Genomic DNA, 18,795 nt, shown 5'->3' on the forward strand with positions numbered 1-18,795 from the left:
CATAATATTGTTAGCCCCCTATTTTATGCTTTCATTTTTTTAGAGTAGCATGAATTAAATAATCAGGACTTACGCATGAAGTACAAAAAATTAGGATTTGAGATTGCTTTCCGTCCCGGAATGCTCCGCAAACCCTGTGGGTTGCAATGACGAAAATACGTTGCAGGTGCGTAAGTTCTGATAATATTATGTCCAGTTAAATAGGGTTTGCTGAAAAAGTCTTTTAGTAGGGGTAGGAGACAGGAGACAGGAGACAGGAGACAGGAGACAGGAGACAGGAGGAACGGGAAATTGTAGAGGAGGTAGTCGGAAAAATTGTAAGAGTGATTTTTCTGCCATAATCGCCCCAAAACACTAGCTTTTTGAGCTTGAGCGACCGAAAAGCTTGCACTTTTTCAAGGCAAAAAAAGGCAGCAAACCAATATTAGTCAATGCTTTGATATTTAATCAGCAAGCCCTAAATAGTTTAAATCAACGGTAATAGGCGATCGCTCTCTACGCATTTGGGCATCTAAAACTCACTTAGAGATTACTTTTAACTTTTGACTTGCGCGTAGCGCTATACCTATTTTTTGAACAAATAAACATCATCCCGTTCGTAACTAAGCTGAAATTCTGAATTAACTTTGAGTTTATCTACTAATTTTTCTGAATATTCCTGACTACTTTTCCACCCTGGATGACGTACATTTACCAATACATAATCATACTCAACTAATGCTTCATTTGTTGGTAATTCATCTTCTTCAACAATTAACTTAATAAACTTACGATGAGTTAAATGAGGCGTAATTTCAGAAGTAGTAAAAACACCGCCTTTTGTATTCACTAAAGCAACTGCTTCTCGTGCTGCTTGCCAAGTATCTAGATAATCTAAATAAATAGACCAAAAATACCCATATTTAGCCAAAGCTAAAAATCCGATGCAAGACCAAATAATAATAAATTTTGGTAAGCGATCGCCAACTATTGTAGATATATTTTCAGCTTTATCTGTTTGAGGTTTGCGTAAATTCCACAACCAATACCATAAACCACATTTTCCATCAGCAATAGTATAAATTACAGCCATTAATAAAAAAGGTAATATTGGCAAAGAATACTGATGAATTAAATCTCTTTGAGCATCAATTTTAGATAAAATATTCATCGCCAAAACGGGATAAGCTGCTATTAAAGGAGTTAAATATTTAGGAGCAAGCCACCAAATTACGGGCAGATTTAGTAATAGTAAATATTCTAGAGTTTTCAGTGAAATTAATTTACCAAACACCAGTTCTGGTCTTAAAAATATATTCAGTAAAATTTCTTGTATAGAGCCACCTAAATATTGATAACGTCCGACTCCTCCTGGTGGTTGACCATCTTTAAAATAAGGTATTAGTACTTGAGTAGCAATAATAAACCAAGCTACACCAGCAAATAAAGCTATTGCTCCGCACAGTCGTTTTTTTTCATAGAAATATAACCAAAAACCCATTCCAGCAATAGGTAAAGATAAAGCATCTTTACAACCTAAAACCCAAATAATAGCTATACAAAACCAAAAAGTTTTATCTAATTTTGCTGCTAAAATTGCTCCTAACATTGCTGGCAATGCCATTACTTCTGGATGAAAATCAAATAAATTGAGATTGAACACTACTGGGTATAATAAATAAACTATTACCATAGCAAAAGCAAGTTTTTTATTTAAGCCAGAATGACGCGCTAAACTCCAGGTAGGTATTGTTCCTATTGCTAAACAAATGGCTTGTATTAGTAATAACCAATAAACTGAAGGATAAATTTTATAAAGTAATGCTACAGGGTACATTGACCAAGCAGCATGATTACCTAAATGATGTACTTCTAAGAAGGAAGAAATAGGGGGTAAACCTTGACTAATTAAATAAGTAACTTGGTCATAAATTCCCATTTCAAAAGCCGTAGATTGAAACAATAAATGACGTATGCTGCTACAGATAAATAAAATTATGGCAGCAATTATGGTTATTGTAGAGAGAGGAGCAGATTTTAGTTGTTTGACAATTAGCATTTTAGAAGGAAGAAAGAAGAAGGAAGAAGGAAGAAAATTTTGGCAACTGAGTCTGACAAGGAAGGAAGAAGGAAGAAAGAAGAAGGAAGCAAATTTTGGCAGCTAAGTCTGACTATTGACAGCATTAAGTAATATTTGCTAACTATACTTCTATTTAGAAGTAAAAAGGAAGAAAGAATAAGTAAGCAAATTTTTAGCAACTGAGTCTGACTGTGATAACATTAAGTAATATTTGCTGACTATACTTCTATTTACAGGACTTACGCAAAGACACTACATATACTAGATAAAAACTATAGCACTATGGTACATATAGTGTTTTTACCATAAAAATGCGTAAGTTCTGATGTAGAGATTTTTTGCCATTCAAGTAATGGTGGTCTATTGTAATTATTTTGGTCAAGGACAAAAGCAGTGGGAGCATCTTGCTCCCATGAAACGCCGTTGTTCATCTACATATACCATTACTATGCAGAACTATCGCCATTGATTTAGACTTACTATATTTAGTATTTATTATGCAATTGAAGAATGTTATACTGTTTCTCAAAAAATATCTTTACTTCATACTATTTCTGCGAGGTTTACTGTCTATTCTCACGATCGAAAAGAAGTTTTCAATAATGTCCGACAGACCGCCCATAATCAACTTATTATCTCTCTTAACCTCCATCAAAAAGGGAAATTATTTAACATTTTGATTGCGGGTAATTGACCGATAACTGGTAACTGAAATGACGAAGTAAATGATAGTTTGACAATACTTAAATTTTTCATATTTCTTCCTTCTTCCTTCTTCCTTCTTCCTTCTTTCCTTTGAAATACCAGTACATCATTTTCTTGATAATTTAATTCCCATTCTTGGTTATTTTGGAGATTTTTAGAAAGGATAATACCTGCCTCCTCAGTATCTGGCCAAGGATGACGTAAATTCAGAACTACATAATCAAATTCATCTAAATTATCTGGCTTTGTTTGATTTAATAATTTTACTGTTGAACGATGAGTAAAATGGGGTGCTAATCTATTATCTGTAAGTACCCCTCCTTCAGTTTTGACATAAGTAATTGCATTCCTTGTGGCTTGCCAAGTATCCAAACTCTGCCAATATAAAAATAAATCTGCTACATTCCCTAGCAATAAAAACATTAAAACAGACCACAAAATAATCATTTTAGGAGCTTGAAAATTTGGTACTGATAATCTCAGATTAAACTTAGGAATTTCTAACTCTCTTTTCCCAGATAAATTTAATGAAATATCATTTTCTTCAGCTTTTGAAGCTGCTGCTAAACAAGAAATTACTGCTAATAATAAAAAAGCGATCGCTGGCAAGGAATATTGATAATTTAAACTTCTTTGAAATGATACTTCAGACAACACATTCAACACAATTGTGGGAATAGTTGGAATGAGAGGGATAAGATGAGGCAAAATAGTCTGATTTGTCTGAAGTAGAGGAAATATTCCCCAAGTTACAGGTAACAATAACAGACAAATATATTTGATAGTCTCAAAAGATAATATCTTCCCTAACACTACTCCTGGTTGTAGCAAAATATTAATCATAATTCCCACAACAGAATCTCCCAGATAACTATAACGCCCTACTCCAGCTACTTCTCCACCACTGAAAAAAGGAATAATTCCTTGAGTGACAACCACAAACCAAAAAATACCTAAACAAAGAGCAACTAAACCACAAAACTTCCGCCTTTCAAAAGTTAGTAACCAAACACCCATAAAAACTACAGTTAATGATAAAACTGCCTTGCAACCTAACACCCAAATAATTGCCAGACAAAACCAGAAAATACGTTGCAGTCTAGCAGCTAAAATAGCAACTAAAATAGCAGGTAATGCCATAACTTCTGGGTGAAAATCAAATAAATTAATATTAAAAACTACTGGGTAAAAGAGATAAGAAAAAGCGATCGCTACTGCTTGTCCTTGATTTAAACTTGCCTGTTTGGCCAAACACCAAGTAGGCCACGCTCCCAAGGCCAAACATATAGCTTGTACTAAAAGTAGCCAGTGTACATTAGGATAAATCAGATACAATAATCCCAGAGGATAAACTGCCCAAGCAGCATGATTCCCCAGATGGTGATACCCCAAAAAAGAAGAAATGGGAGATTCTCCTTGACTAATCAAATATACAACTTGGTCATAAATACCTAAGTCAAAACCAGTAGAATAGAACAATGCGTGGCGTAAACTACTACACAGAAAGAAAATCAAAGCTGCAACAATTATTATCCTACTCACAACAGGTGGTGGAAAAAGCATCATATTTTTAAATCCCACATTCCGCAAGTCAATTTGTCAAATAAAAAGTAGCACAAAGGACAAAAACTAGCGATTCTCTAAGTATTTATATCGCGTAAATTATCTTTATTGGCCTTTTTCAACAATTAATAATGAATAATGAATAATGAATAATTACCTCTCCTTGAAAAGAAGAGGATTGACAAATTCATGAAAATTTTTTTTCACAGGAGTCGATTGGATATGGCGAGGAGACCTCGCCATCCCATCCTACGGAATGCTGCGCAAACGACCGCTTATTATCCCCTTAAAAGGGGAGGCGCATACCCACAATTTTTCGGTAAGAGTCAAATTATCAAGAAAATATTAAGTATAAATAATGAATTTATTTTGAGTTATTGGCGACTACTACTCTCTCCTGACTGTACGTCGCCAATTTGACAGCTTTCTTACCTGACTACTTATCTTTATATACTAGGTTTTGAAGTGCGGAATGTAAGTTAAATCTTATTTTTTCGCTCTTTTTCAACAAGTATTCCCATGATTTTTTTACTAATGTTTTGAACAGGTTATACCAATTTGAAAAAATAATTTTACAAATAGTTTCAAACTCTATAAAATCTTAATGCATGACTTTTGACTTCCTCCCAAAGGGGGTGAAACGGTATTAGTTGGGATTTTTCACGAATTTACAATACTCAGAAAGTGTTAAAGCACAATTTTCATACTGCTTAATCCCTTCTGCCATTGATGTCGGAGTTATTTTTTGTTCTAATTTTCTAGGGTTTCTGACAATACGACCTGCTTTGATATTCTCTTTAGAATCACCTATTCCAGGTCTTCCTGTTTTATTCGTTACTTTGTATTCCTCCGAAAATTCTGATTGTGTTCTAAGGACTTTTTTTAAAGCATCAAAAACTAAGTCCGTCTGATTCAGTAGTTGATCGTAGGAAATCATCAAAGTACGTTCTTTGCTATTGATTAACTTTGCATATCTTTCTAAAGTTGATAAGCGATTTAAATAATAAGTTAATACTTTTTCTTCACTCCAGTGTGGCTTGAGGTCGAGAATACTAGCTATTGTTCTCTCTGGATCTCTGATGAGAAATATACTATATAAATTTTCCGAAGTTAACAATTTTTCATCTAAAAAAATCTTATTATGTAAAGCTTTATCGAGAATATATTTATGATTCATTCTCAAACTTTTTAAGTCTTGCAAATTGCGAATATTTTGGGTTTTACGATACACTTTAGATACTAATTTATTCAAATCAAATTCAGAGGCATATTGAATGTGAGTTTCACCATATCCTAAGATTTCTGTATGAGAACTTAATATATTAGCTAGTAATGAAGAACCAGAACGCATATGGCTGAGAATAAAAATGAACTTGTATGGTTCCGTTCTGAACATTGCTCGGTATGGGTCTTCAACTTGATTGATTCTCAAGTCATAATACTTATGAATCATATCATTTTTAATAAGTCGGATAGATTGACGTATTTCCTTGATTAAATTACTCATTTTTCACAGTAATAATTTTTTGCTCTATAATAGCTTATTTAGAAAAAGCTGCCAAGCATTACTAAGTTTTTTTATATCAGTTTTGATTTTTATATTATATCTAGTATATTAGCTTGATACTATCAGGAAATCTTAAAAGAGGACTCCCGCTATAATCTATGATTTAGCGGTGATACGGGACGTATAAACTGCTTGGTAAAGGCACGCTAGACAGCCACAATGCGAATTTAAATCAGCAAATTAATTGAGCGGTAGCGAATCAATCAAAGTTATTAATGTTTTATTTTCAACCTTTGATTACTTTAACTTACCAGTACAAAACTTTTGTCAACTAAACAGCAAGAAATAGATATTAATCATATTCTTAAAGAAACTCTCTTCTCTGTTTGCGCAGCATTTCGCAGGAATAGAAAACATAATTGCAGTAATTGTGGGGGTACAACTCAACTTGTTTGATTTGTTGCCTAGGTAAGAATTTATATTTAGCTGGCGCACAACTTTCCTAAGGTCATGCTACCACAAACGTTAACCCTCCACGACATGTTTGCGCAGCATTCCGCAACGAAAACGCCTAGCGTTGCGTCAGCACTCGCAACAATCTCCCATTATAATCTTTAGATTTATACGGTGAGAGTGTCAATAGCTTGATACTATTGCATTAGGAAAATTTCATAGCGGGACTTTGATATTTTTGATGGTAAAAATGGCTTCCAACTCAACGGTAGCAAGGAAAATACGAAACTCAGGCTAAAAATTGCTCTTTGCGTAGCATGACCCAGGAAAACCTAGTGCCGCTACGCGGAAGTTAAAAGTCAAAATTCATGCATCGAGTGCGTAATTCTGAGGACACCTCAGAATGTAAGACGCATATCTGACAGTCAATCATTTTTGATTTGTAATTGTTTTGGGATTTTGTAACTGGTCAGTTATTTCCGCCATCCTGCACTAGATATATCAAGAAATAGGCTATTTTGACGTTAAAGTATTATACAGCAAGGGTTTAATACTTTTGGCGTTTTTTGCTAAAGTCCCAATAGTAAAAAAAAATTCAGAAACAGGAATATCTAGAGAAAAGTACATCTAATGCTGGATTAATCTGGGATAATTTGTCAGCAAAATTATGATTTCTCTTTTGATATTAAAAATCTGAATAACTAAAATCTATTACTCTGGCAACCTTGCTCTTAACACAAAATAACCAATGAATCGTATAGTGGAATTGTGGACAAATTTCTCAAAAAAATATGAAAGCAATTACAATCTTGGGATCTACAGGGTCTATTGGTACTCAAACCTTAGATATTGTTACTCAAAACCCAGATAAGTTTCGAGTTATTGGGTTAGCTGCTGGAAGCAACGTAGAAATGTTAGCTCAACAAGTACGACAGTTCCGCCCTGAAATTGTTGCTATTAACAATGAGTCCCAATTTACAGAGTTAAAAGAGGCCATTGCTGACCTGACACCTCAACCCATATTGCTTGCAGGCCAAGATGGTGTCATTGAAGTTGCGAAATATGGTGACTCAGAAGCTGTAGTAACGGGTATTGTCGGTTGTGCTGGTTTATTACCTACTATTGCCGCTATTGAGGCCCGAAAAGATATTGCTTTGGCAAATAAAGAAACACTTATCGCAGCAGGCCCAGTTGTTAATCCTTTAATTGAAGAACACGGAGTAAAATTGTTGCCTGCCGACTCAGAACATTCAGCAATTTTTCAATGTCTTCAAGGTGTACCTAAAGAGGGTTTACGTAGAATTATTTTAACTGCTTCTGGTGGTGCTTTTCGAGACTGGCCAATTGATAAATTATCAAAAGTCAAAGTAGCAGATGCCATTAAACATCCTAACTGGTCAATGGGTCGTAAAATTACCGTGGATTCTGCCACGATGATGAATAAAGGTTTGGAAGTTATTGAAGCTCATTATTTGTTTGGATTAGATTATGAAAATATTGATATAGTGATTCATCCTCAGAGTATAATTCACTCTTTAATTGAGTTACAAGATACTTCTGTTTTAGCTCAGTTGGGTTGGCCAGATATGCGTTTGCCTCTACTTTACGCTTTATCTTGGCCGGAAAGGCTTTATACTGATTGGAAACAATTAGATTTAGTTAAAGCTGGTAGTTTGACTTTTAAGGAACCCGATAATTTGAAATATCCTTGTATTCAATTGGCTTATACTGCAGGTCGTATAGGTGGTTCGATGCCGGCGGCTTTGAATGCAGCAAATGAACAGGCTGTGGCATTATTTTTAGAAGAAAAAATTCCTTTTTTGGATATTCCTAAGTTGATTGAATATGTATGTGAAAAGCATAAGTCAGATTGTCAGAAAAATCCCAGTTTAGATGATATTTTAGCTACAGATAAATGGGCAAGAAAAGAAGCTGTAGCTGGAAGCTTGATAGTAGCTAATCCTCTAAAAAATGTATTAGTTAATGTTGAAGAAAAGCTAGCAAATGCAGAAGAAAAAAAAATCGAAGATGATGCATCTACAGAAATAAAAAGTGAAAATGATAACCTAGGATTTAATGATTTTTATAAAAAGGGATTAGCAGAATATCAGCAACAAAATTATCAATTAGCTTTGGCAGAATTTAATCATGCAATAGAGATAGATAACGGTAACTCAGATGCTTATATTTATAGAGGTGATGTGAAAGAAAAATTAGAAGATTATCAAGGAGCAATTGATGACTATAACCAGGCAATTAAATTAGATGCGACTCATCCAAAAGTTTATTATCGACGGGGAAATGTATTGCGAAAAGTAGGAGATAATTGGGGGGCGATCGCTGATTATAATCAAGCAATTAGACTCAATCCAAATTATACATCTGCCAAACATCGTAGTTATGTTCATGTTGATACAGGATCTACAGAAACATTTATACAAGAGTGAGTCGATAACATCATTTTTTTGAAATAGCAAATAATGATTAATTCAATCATTATTGATATAGTCTAAATTTAAAGTGAAAAAAAAATTAATTAACTCAAATAATTTTTCCTAAAATTTATTTAGGTATCTTCATGATTGAAGCCTAATTGACAGAATATTGTTTAAATAATTAATTACTGCAATTAAAAAAGTAAGTTATTAAATTCCTTAAAAACAATTATGAAAAACGAATAATTATCACAGGTAAACTCTTTCCTTTATTTACAAAAATATAAGGGAAAACTTACTACTTTCGACTTTTGAATTTTGAATTGCACATACAATTATGTATAACATATCTGAAAACATAACCACAGTAATAGTAGCTTTAATAACTCTTGGAATTCTTGGCTGGGGATACTACAGAGCAAGACCTTATGGTAGAGTAGGCATTCTCGCCTGGTTACAATCAGTAGTATTAATGGCACCTTGGTTACTATTTTTTGCTCTATTTGCTGCTGGAATCTATCTGAACCTAGTATTTGTCCTATTTTTGCTCGTAGCTTGTACAGGATTATATATATACTTGGGACGACAACTACGAACAATAGCAGCTAAAGACCCAGAAAACCAACCCAGTCTCAAAACCATCGGCGACTCACAACTATCTAGCAATGAAGAAGAAACTCAATCAACCCAGGATAAAATAGCAAACACTGAATCACAAAAAGAACAAACTCCAGAATTTATCCCTATCCCTAGTGAAGACCTCCAGAAAATCAAAGATATTTTTGGTATCGATACTTTCTTCACAACCGAAACTATTCCTTATCAAGAAGGAGCTATTTTCAAAGGTAATTTACGGGGAGATGTAGAAAAAATCCATACCCAGTTATCAGTCAGTTTGCAAGAAAAACTAGGCGATCGTTATCGACTATTCCTCATAGAAAGTCCTGAAGAGAAACCAGTAGTCATCATTTTACCAAGCAAAAATGACCCTCAACCCGCTACTACATCCCAAAAAATTCTGGCAGTTGTGCTAGCGATCGCTACTATTGCCACCAGTTTTGAAGCAGGTGGTTTATTATTAGGGTTTGACTTTTTCAACGAACCCACACGGTATCCAGAAGCATTACCCATTGCACTTGGTCTATGTGCAGTTTTAGGTATTCACGAAGTCGCCCATCAAGTCTTGGCAAAACGTCACAATGTCCGCTTTAGTTGGCCATTTTTTCTACCAGCTTGGCAAATTGGCAGTTTTGGGTCTGTTAACCGTTTCGAGTCAGCGATACCGAATAGGAAAGTCCTGTTTGATGTAGCTTTTGCCGGACCTGCTGCTGGAGGAATACTTTCTTTGGCAATGCTATTGGTGGGTTTATTGCTTTCCCACGAAGGTAGTATGTTTCAGATGCCGTCCGAATTTTTCAGAGCTTCTGTTTTAGTGGGAACTTTAGCACGGGTGATTTTAGGTTCGGCGGTAAATCAAAATATAGTAGATGTTCACCCACTAGCAATTATCGGTTGGTTGGGTTTGGTAATTACAGCGCTAAATCTTATGCCTGCGGGTCAGTTGGATGGCGGTAGAATTATTCAGGCAATTTATGCTCGGAAAGTTGCAGGTAGAGCAACATTTTTCACTTTTGTAGTTTTAGTCATTGCTTCCCTAGTTAATCCTTTAGCATTGTATTGGGCAATTATTATTTTGGTATTACAGCGAAATTTGGAACGTCCTTGTTTAAATGAATTAATAGAACCTGACGATCTACGAGCTACTTTGTGTTTGTTAGCTTTGTTTATGGCGATCGCTACTTTATTTCCTTTAACTCCTGGTTTAGCTGGTCGGTTGGGTATAGGTGGTTAAGTGAAAGTCAGAAGTTAGAAGTCAGAACTCAGAAGTTAAAAGTTATCTCTGACTAACTGTGAGCTGCTTGGTGCCGGTCCACTCACAGGAGTCAGCATTCCTATGGCTCCGAAACCTCGCCGGGGTCTGACCTCTACTTCTAAGATTAAAATCAGATTTTTCCTGATCGATCTATACTTCCTTACTTAGTAGAAAATTACCAACCTTTTCATTTTATAAGGATCCTGAAAAATCGCGAGTCAAAGGAATTTTGGTTGCATCCTCACAATTTTTGTGATATCTTAATAAACTATAAGGGGTTGTTCGGCTATACGCATGACTTTTTATTCAACTAAGCTTCTAAACTAAGAGACAATCAAAATATTCAGGAATTTTTTCCAGGAGCAATACCAGAAAAATTTTCATTGTGTAAAGCTCCTAAAAATATTTGTTTTTCCCCGACCGAATCTTTCCATCCATAGCTCTTCAGTAAAAAATAACCAATATTTATTATCATTTTATCAGGCTTCCAAAAACGCGGGTCAAAGGAATGTTGGTTGCATCCTTACAATTTGTATGATATATTAATAAACTATAAGGTTTTGTTCGGCTATACGCATGACTTTTTATTCAACTAAATAGTTGATAGTGAGGGTGATCACCAATGTTGTAGATAAGTTAAACTTAAACGGAGAGGGTGGGATTCGAACCCACGGAAAGTCACCCTTCAACGAATTTCGAGTTCGCCGCATTCGACCACTCTGCCACCTCTCCATAAAAAATCAAAATTTAAAAGTCAAAAGTAAAAAGTCAAAAATGATAATTAAATTTCGATCTTCAGAAAATACACATTTTTATATTATATAGCAAATCTGAATTGATTTGTAAAAAATCCCGAATCCATAGCACTACGCAAACAGAGCGCGGGTATTTCTCCACTCCCCTACTCCCCTACTCCCCTACTCACTTCAGTATCTGTGTATCCGTGCCATAATCAGTGTGAGCCACTCCCCTACTCCCCTACTCCCCTACTCCCCTACTCCTCTACTCCCCCACTCCCTTCGGTATCCGTGTATCCGTGCCATAATCAGTGTGAGCCACTCCCCCACTCCCCTACTGCCTACTGCCCACTGCCTCATCAAAGTAAAGAACTATCAACCTTATCCGATTCTAAAGTAGTTTGAAAGCCTGTAGCAGGAGTCCATTGAATTGCACCATCACGACCAGTCCAAAATAGAAGAATATTATTTTCCTGGCAAAGTTCCACCATATCTGGATGGACAGAATCAGACGAAGCGATCGCTACCTCTGGCCGAATAATATTCAACAACTCTGGATTTAACTTGTTCCCAGACCACCAAAGCACCTGAGTCTGCGGAAAACTTCTTGCCGCTAGTAACCGACTCTGTTCAGGCAATTTCACATCTCCCAATAATAACCACTTTTGGCCATGAAGCATAAATTCCACGATTGGGGTCTCAGAATTAATTAACTTCATCTGTATCGAACCCAATTCAATAGTTTGATTATTTACCAAAGTAAAATAATCAGCTTGACTAGCTCCCACAGCATCTAACACAGGTTGATTATTAGTTTGATAATTCTTTTGATCATCAGTTTCCACATCATAAAATATCTTCACTCTCAAGGTATTCAAAATATCTGGCCAGCCACGACTTATACCTTTTTGAGAATGAAGGGCAATAGACCAATTAATTCTATTAATACCTTGCTGGCGTAAAAATGGTAATACCATAAACCTGGCCGTATTTTCACCTCCAGAGTTAATCAAAGTTACTTTCCGTCCATCTTGAATCACAAACACTGGTTCCTCAGATGAATCAAGAATCGTAGCTTGAAACACAGAAGCTCGAGTATACCAAAGAGGAATAATAATGATGGCGATCGCCAAAATCACACCCGACTGCCAAAATTTCAGAGAAAGCTTTTTCTTGTTTCTCTGATTCGCTTCTGGCGGTCTATTTCTCCACAACCAAATACCACAAATCAACCCATAAAGCACAACCAATTGATAAATTGATATAGCACCCACTGCTACTTGATTTCCTGGCAACGCACTAAAAAAATTTACGATCTCTATTAAAACCCTGACTGGAAAATACAATATTCCAGCAATAAGACTACCTACATAAGGAGAAATCAAAGCCACGATGGCGCTGATAAAACCACCCAGTGTAATCACCGCAACCAAAGGCGCAGTAATTATATTCACAAAAATAGTATAAGGAGATACAACATGAAAAACATACAGTAATAGAGGTAAAGTCCAAATAGAAGCAGCGATCGGAATAGCAACTAGAGATGCAATACCAGAGGGCAACCAATCCAAATGTTTCATTAATGGTGGCGCTGTTACCAACAATCCTAAAGTTGCCAAGAAACTCAACTGAAATCCTAAATCCCAAATCCATAAAGGATTAATTAATAGTAGAAAAGTTGCAGCCACAACTAGAGAAGCTAATGGTTGAACTTGACGTTGGGAAACGATGGCAACCAAAGCAGCTAACCCCATCAATGCTGCTCGTAACACTGAAGGCGAAATACCTGCTAAACCAACATAAATAATTAAAGTTAGGATGCCAAAACCAAATCTTGCTCCGGGAGACAAGCTTTTAGTCAAAGTCAGCACCACACCTAAAATTAAGGAAATATGAAAACCTGATGCTGCTAATACATGAGCTAACCCTACTTTGACAAACTTGTCTCGTAATTGATAAGATAAATCTACAGCTCTACGCCCTAATACCATTGCACTCACAAGGGGACCCTCTGGTACGCCCAATGAACTTACATGAGAGCGAATAATTCGTTGTCGTATGCGACTTAATCCCCAAATATTAGTCCTTTCTTGGTTTGTGATGGTGAGTTTATAACCTGTAATCCCAGCAAAAGCACCTTGTCTAGCCAAGTAAGCACGAAAGTCAAAGCCTCCGGGATTAGTTGTTGGTGATGGTTTGTATAAAGATCCAGTAATTGCTACTGCCTCACCAGGATAGACACCTGTTGCATGTAATAGGGGAACTGTAACATAAAGTTTGCCTGTAACGTCTTGGTGTACATTGGCCGAACCATCAGTACCTACTATTTCACTAACTTGAGTGACATTTAGCCACAGTTGTGCTTTTTGTGAGCGAGTCTTGCGGGGAAGAGAAAGCACTTTTCCACGAACAGTAACTACTTGTTGTTGTTGGGAGTCACGATCAACGGGAATTATTTTACTAACGTCATCTATTGATGGTTGGGGTACTCGGACTAAAAAATAAAAACTAGCAAGAAAAGCGACCGCTCCAGCAGTTATCCACAACCAATTTGAATTTAGTAGAGATTTTCTTGTTCTTTTTGGGAGTAAATCTGGAAACTGACCATTTCTGAGTAAGTCTTCAGAATTAATTTTTTGCTGAGGAGTTGCTATGATTTTAGTCGATCTTCGTAAGTTTTGTCGGTATCCTTGTTGTACGATAATTGCTAAGACTAAGCCCACAGTTAGCATAACATATATACCCCAAGGAACAATGGTAGATACTAGCCCCAATATGTAAGCTAGGCTGATGACAATCGCTACAGCTTGATTCATATTTCATTGAAGAAGGAAGAAGGCAGAAGGAAAAATTACTTATGGATAGTCAACGAAGGCCACTTCGTGTCTACAAACCCCAAACAATTTTAAGCACCTCCGTTGACGGTGGGGTATTAAACCCGCCACAGAAAATATAAATAATTTAGGGCGTTGCTGATTCTGGGTATGATTTGAGAATTTTGTATTTGGGATTTTTTATTTTGGATGGTTTGAACTACTTGTTAATATTAATTCCCAGATCCGGTGTTCCCTATTCCCTATTCCCTATAAACCTACTTTCATACCTTAATTCAGCAATGCCTAATTTAGATAGCTAAACCAAGTCTTAGACCCAACACTGCATGAACAAACATGATACAAAGTGCAATGCTACCAAGGTAAGCGTGAGTAGTACGCAATGCAGCTTGATTTCCACCAAATTTTGTCAGGGAGATCAAACCATTTGTTGCCAGTAGTACCAATACTGCCGAACCAGTCCAAAAATGAGGACTTTCAAATATTTGCTGTTCCTGCATCACTAGAGATAATATTCCACCCGTATAACCTAATGCGATAAATAAAAACATAAATGGTGCCATCTTACGATGATTAGAGGCACTTTCAACAGCTATGGCTTCATCAGTAACTACTCGTCTACGCCATCCAGTTAAACCCACAAAACTACCCATAACAAATACAACGATCGCCATCATCAATGGATGTCCCCAATGTACAATTGGTTCTGGCGTACCTAAATTGCGGAATATGTCAGCTATTGGTTCTAAATATTCTCTGATTTCCATTTCTTTCTCTGGTGGTAGTTTTTGCTTTCTTGTTCAAAGTTTAAGTTGATCAAAATAATTGGGTCGCGCAACCCCGCCTTTTAAGGCGAAATGTTTTTGGAGGCTTGCTCAAATCCCCTACTTCCCCTCCTGGGAGGGGGAGGGGCGAGGGGTGGGTTAACTTCTGACTTTTGACTTCGTTAAGCTGCTGCTTTAGCCTTATCTTCTGGGTTAGATTTTAGCAATGGAAAGTTAAGACTTTCCCGTTGTTGTAAATAAAGTTGACCGACTTGACGTGCGAGATTACGAATCCTGCCAATGTAACGAGTGCGTTCGGTGACAGAAATTACCCCTCTAGCATCAAGTAAGTTAAAACTATGAGAACATTTGAGAACGTAATCAAGACTTGGTAAAACTAATCCTTGTTTTGTTAGTTGTTCAGCTTCTTTTTCATAGAGACCAAAGAGGGTAAACAAAAACTCAGGATTAGATGCCTCAAAATTATAGGTACATTGTTCAATTTCTCCCTGAAGATAAACGTCTCCATAAGTTACCTTATCAGTCCAAGCTATTTTTGTAATCGCATCTACTTCTTGGAGATACATAGCAAGGCGTTCTAAACCATAAGTAATTTCGATGCACACTGGTCGGCAATCTATACTACCACATTGTTGAAAATAGGTAAACTGCGTAATTTCCATGCCATCAAGCCAAACCTCCCAACCTACTCCCCAAGCTCCTAGAGTGGGAGATTCCCAGTTGTCTTCTACGAAACGAATATCGTGGTCTTCTGGGCGAATACCCAGAGCGCGGAGGGAGTCTAGATAAACATCCTGAATGTTATTAGGAGAAGGTTTGATCAGGACTTGATATTGGTAGTAGTGTTGGAAGCGGTTGGGGTTTTCTCCGTAACGCCCATCAGTAGGACGACGACAGGGTTCGACATAAGCAACTGACCAAGGTTCAGGACCGATCGCCCGCAGAAATGTATGGGGATTCATTGTACCTGCTCCTTTTTCAGTATCATAAGGTTGAGCGATGAGACAACCGCGCTCGCTCCAGAACTGATTTAAGGTGGCTATGACTGATTGGAAATTCACAGACTTTTCTTTGGTTTTGAGTTTATTTGAAATCAGAGAGTTTTTAACATTTTGGGAGCAAACACTCTTGTTATTTTCCCAATTTATACCTTTTTCTAACATAGAATAATTACCTTGTCAACTCCCAAAAAACCGATTTTTTACTATAGTTTAATTGGAAATCAAAATAGGTAATTAATATTGTCGTTAATTATAGCAGGAAACAGATTGAAAAACATTTACCTATCTCAAGGGCATTATCAGTATAGAACCTAAACTATCTTTCTATTGCTATAGTTAAGTCATTATTTCCTTTCTGCAAAAATTATTTCAACTTGTCAATTGAACATGATATTACTTGATGTTCTTTGAAAAAGATATCATTTATAATCAGGCTCGTAGTAGAGCTTTAGTCCTCATATAAGTATTGCAAGGGTTAGAGCAAAACTACAAACAAAAACTTGATTATAAGTAATTAAGTAGAGCAAGCTAAAAAAAAGACGTTGCATATTTAGCCACAAAACGCTTCAAGTCACTGATGTAACTAACTTTTGAATTAATTTACAATTTGATACATAACGCACAAAAATTACCACGCTCTTCTTGAATGGCAATATCCTAATTGAAGAAGGAGACAGGAGACAGGAGACAGGAGACAGGAGGAAAATTACATGGGGATTCGCTCCCCCAAGTAATTTTGAACACCCCCGTTGACGGTGGGGTATTACACCCACAAAGAAAATGATAATTACCACATCATAAACCATATAGCAGTGGAAGGAAAGGGTGCGGACATATCAAAATCTTAAAACTCAAACAACGTCAGATTTTTCGGTCTTTCCTTCTCTCCTAGATAACTAAAGGCATTCTTCCTCCTGCAAAGCGGTTGCATAATTAAACAGGATTAATATTAGAACTAAAAGTTGAACGTCTTACCTTACCTAAAGCGATCGTGACATCCACAAGCATATTCATTGCTACGTCTTTACCAGGACAGATGCGTCCAGCACTACGATCGCCTACAGAATGGAAACCCATGTGGTAAGGGCAAAGATTTTCTCGGTTGGCATCAAATTGATAGGTTGTCGGACCCCAAAAGTTCTCGTCTAATAATCCTAAACTCATAGGAATCAATATTTTTGTACCAGTAGGAAAAGTTCGATATCTGCCAGCTATTGTCACTGTAAAAGCATCAGTTGCTATTTTATGGGAGGCGCTAACGGGTGCCCAGAGACGGGAACATTCTAAGAGATATAGTCGCACCGACTCTCGGTTGTCGAGGTCAAGTTCATCCCAATAATGAGTAGGGTTAATTTCAGATGTATTTTGTCCTTTGTAGGCGGGAAGAGGTCGATCGCCCATAGCAGTTTGACCAAGATGTAGAGGACCTTGTAAAGCGGCTATACTCATAATAGATGTCATCAGTTTGGCTAATTCTCGTCTTGTCATGCCATTATACTGATCGCTCTGTTCGTTAAAGTTGGCTAATACAGGAGAATTTTCATATATGGTTGCTGCTTGCTCGATGGACTCTGAAATTTTTCCATGCCTAAATATGTTTAACTCTTCTAAGATAGTACTAACACCTGCAAAGTAGCGCAGTGTACCCTGGCGTGTATAGTGTAAATCTGTGAGGAAGTCCATTGTAGCTTGATCGTTAGGGTCTAACTGAAATAAAACATAGTGAAGATATTCAATCAGAAACCGTTTCCAACCCCGCTTATCCTCGCTAAAGAAAGCTCCACCAGGACCGTGAGACATATCTATATAATCTGCTGCTAACTTTTCAATAAGTTGTCTGGCGATCGCATCTTGCTGACGTGCTATTGAGGAGTCATTGAGAATATAATCCTGTAAACATCTGCGGAAAGCTTCATGGTCATTACTACCTGTTGCTTCTTGGTCTGAAAGTGCTAGTAGGAAAACATTTCTGCCATCTACATCTTGGTTAGGCAAATGATTTGCTTCTAGTACGGTGGTGCCTAAACGCCATGTTCGAGCTTGTGGAGAAGTCAGTGCTGTTTCTATAGCTTCAAATTCTCCCATTACTACTTGGCCAGCACAACAAAAGTTTGGTCCTAAAACTAGGCGTTTCTGGTCTAGGTATGTAGGAAGATTTGCTGCTAAACCTTCTATGAAGATAATTATTGGTAGCAAGACTTTGCTAAAGATATTTTCTGGATGTTGAAGCGCCCAGATTTGAAAATTATTCAGCCCAATATCTATAAATGATGCTTTATAGGTTGGTTGTTGTCTTGGCGGGGTGGTTGAAGTCATATAGTTTCTCTCTGTTGTTGTTGAAAAAATGGGGGTATAAGTAGTAATAAGTAGTAAACAGTCTAGCATTTGATACGAATTTTATGACCTACATTTTGCAGATAAAATACAGTACTTATATCATGTCCGCTTGAATACTTACACTTTGGTGGAAGGAAGGCAGAAGGCAGAAGGCAGAAGGGAATATTGGTTCAAAGGGAGAAGGTTTTTTGATCACGCTATTATCCGGACATGATATTACGACTATATATGGCGCTACGCGCTAGGGAATAGGGAACAGGGAACAGTAGACTGTCAAAGGGTTTTTCCTGCGGAAATGCTCCGCAAACAGGATTGAAAAATGTCCTAACTTGAATGGGTAGTGCTATATAATAGACATCTGGTGAAAAAGATGTAAACTTTTTGTAACAGTAGAGAACAGGGAACAGGGAAGATGTTTTTAGGAAAAAAACACGGAAAATGATTTTGTGAGTAACTTTTACAACCCTAGTTTATAGTAAATAAAGAGCAAGTTTATTTTCTGGAGA

Annotated in this window: 13 protein-coding genes, 1 tRNA gene and 1 pseudogene; 5 read left to right on the top strand and 10 right to left on the bottom strand. The window is 36.7% G+C overall.

Features of this window, described 5'->3' with window-relative positions:
- Window positions 1-565 precede the first annotated feature (565 nt).
- Window positions 566-1,942 carry a DUF2079 domain-containing protein gene (locus F6K06_RS15555; RefSeq protein ID WP_240038732.1) on the bottom strand — a complete coding sequence of 459 codons (1,377 nt, stop codon included), beginning with the start codon at window positions 1,940-1,942 and terminating at the stop codon, window positions 566-568.
- A gap of 10 nt (window positions 1,943-1,952) precedes the next feature.
- Between F6K06_RS15555 and F6K06_RS15560 the strand changes: the two genes are divergently transcribed.
- Window positions 1,953-2,144, top strand: coding sequence for a hypothetical protein (locus F6K06_RS15560; protein WP_192901023.1), 192 nt, complete (start codon window positions 1,953-1,955; stop codon window positions 2,142-2,144).
- A gap of 187 nt (window positions 2,145-2,331) precedes the next feature.
- Here F6K06_RS15560 and F6K06_RS15565 read toward each other — a convergent pair whose 3' ends face one another.
- The 3 genes from F6K06_RS15565 to F6K06_RS15575 all read right to left on the bottom strand — a co-directional run bounded on the left by F6K06_RS15565 (window position 2,332) and on the right by F6K06_RS15575 (window position 5,834).
- Window positions 2,332-2,490, bottom strand: a complete 159-nt coding sequence (locus F6K06_RS15565) for a hypothetical protein (protein WP_287323263.1) — start codon at window positions 2,488-2,490, stop codon at window positions 2,332-2,334.
- Window positions 2,491-2,710: 220 nt separating this feature from the next.
- Window positions 2,711-4,330, bottom strand: coding sequence for a DUF2079 domain-containing protein (locus F6K06_RS15570; protein WP_124142735.1), 1,620 nt, complete (start codon window positions 4,328-4,330; stop codon window positions 2,711-2,713).
- A gap of 643 nt (window positions 4,331-4,973) precedes the next feature.
- Window positions 4,974-5,834 carry a sulfotransferase gene (locus tag F6K06_RS15575; protein ID WP_124142734.1) on the bottom strand — a complete coding sequence of 287 codons (861 nt, stop codon included), beginning with the start codon at window positions 5,832-5,834 and terminating at the stop codon, window positions 4,974-4,976.
- Window positions 5,835-7,078: 1,244 nt separating this feature from the next.
- Here F6K06_RS15575 and F6K06_RS15580 point away from each other — a divergent pair.
- The 3 genes and pseudogenes from F6K06_RS15580 to F6K06_RS15590 form a co-directional block, all read left to right on the top strand.
- Window positions 7,079-8,233 (top strand): annotated as a pseudogene (locus F6K06_RS15580) (1-deoxy-D-xylulose-5-phosphate reductoisomerase); the annotation flags it as partial.
- Window positions 8,234-8,734, top strand: a complete 501-nt coding sequence (locus F6K06_RS15585) for a tetratricopeptide repeat protein (RefSeq protein WP_240038734.1) — start codon at window positions 8,234-8,236, stop codon at window positions 8,732-8,734.
- A 325-nt stretch (window positions 8,735-9,059) separates the two neighbouring features.
- On the top strand, window positions 9,060-10,574 hold the full coding sequence (locus F6K06_RS15590) for a site-2 protease family protein (protein ID WP_124142732.1): 1,515 nt from the start codon (window positions 9,060-9,062) through the stop codon (window positions 10,572-10,574).
- A 364-nt stretch (window positions 10,575-10,938) separates the two neighbouring features.
- On the opposite strand, the gene F6K06_RS15595 is transcribed toward F6K06_RS15590, so the two are convergent.
- The 5 genes from F6K06_RS15595 to glyQ all read right to left on the bottom strand — a co-directional run bounded on the left by F6K06_RS15595 (window position 10,939) and on the right by glyQ (window position 16,012).
- A complete protein-coding gene (locus F6K06_RS15595) occupies window positions 10,939-11,070 on the bottom strand; it encodes a hypothetical protein (RefSeq protein WP_287241982.1) in 132 nt (43 codons plus the stop codon).
- Between the two features lie 172 nt (window positions 11,071-11,242).
- A tRNA-Ser gene (locus F6K06_RS15600) sits at window positions 11,243-11,327 on the bottom strand.
- A gap of 364 nt (window positions 11,328-11,691) precedes the next feature.
- A complete protein-coding gene (locus F6K06_RS15605; RefSeq protein WP_124142731.1) occupies window positions 11,692-14,148 on the bottom strand; it encodes a ComEC/Rec2 family competence protein in 2,457 nt (818 codons plus the stop codon).
- A gap of 308 nt (window positions 14,149-14,456) precedes the next feature.
- On the bottom strand, window positions 14,457-14,933 hold the full coding sequence (locus F6K06_RS15610) for a DUF4079 domain-containing protein (protein WP_124142730.1): 477 nt from the start codon (window positions 14,931-14,933) through the stop codon (window positions 14,457-14,459).
- A gap of 179 nt (window positions 14,934-15,112) precedes the next feature.
- Window positions 15,113-16,012 carry a glycine--tRNA ligase subunit alpha gene (gene glyQ, locus F6K06_RS15615; RefSeq protein ID WP_124142729.1) on the bottom strand — a complete coding sequence of 300 codons (900 nt, stop codon included), beginning with the start codon at window positions 16,010-16,012 and terminating at the stop codon, window positions 15,113-15,115.
- A gap of 601 nt (window positions 16,013-16,613) precedes the next feature.
- Between glyQ and F6K06_RS15620 the strand changes: the two genes are divergently transcribed.
- On the top strand, window positions 16,614-16,736 hold the full coding sequence (locus F6K06_RS15620; protein WP_275670256.1) for a hypothetical protein: 123 nt from the start codon (window positions 16,614-16,616) through the stop codon (window positions 16,734-16,736).
- Between the two features lie 149 nt (window positions 16,737-16,885).
- Here F6K06_RS15620 and F6K06_RS15625 read toward each other — a convergent pair whose 3' ends face one another.
- The gene (locus tag F6K06_RS15625; protein WP_287241979.1) at window positions 16,886-18,268 is read right to left on the bottom strand and encodes a cytochrome 450; all 1,383 of its coding nucleotides are present in this window, start codon (window positions 18,266-18,268) and stop codon (window positions 16,886-16,888) included.
- Window positions 18,269-18,795: the final 527 nt, after the last annotated feature.

The sequence above is a fragment of the Okeania sp. SIO1H4 genome, assembly GCF_010672695.1.
GTDB classification, from domain to species: Bacteria; Cyanobacteriota; Cyanobacteriia; order Cyanobacteriales; family Microcoleaceae; genus Okeania; species Okeania hirsuta.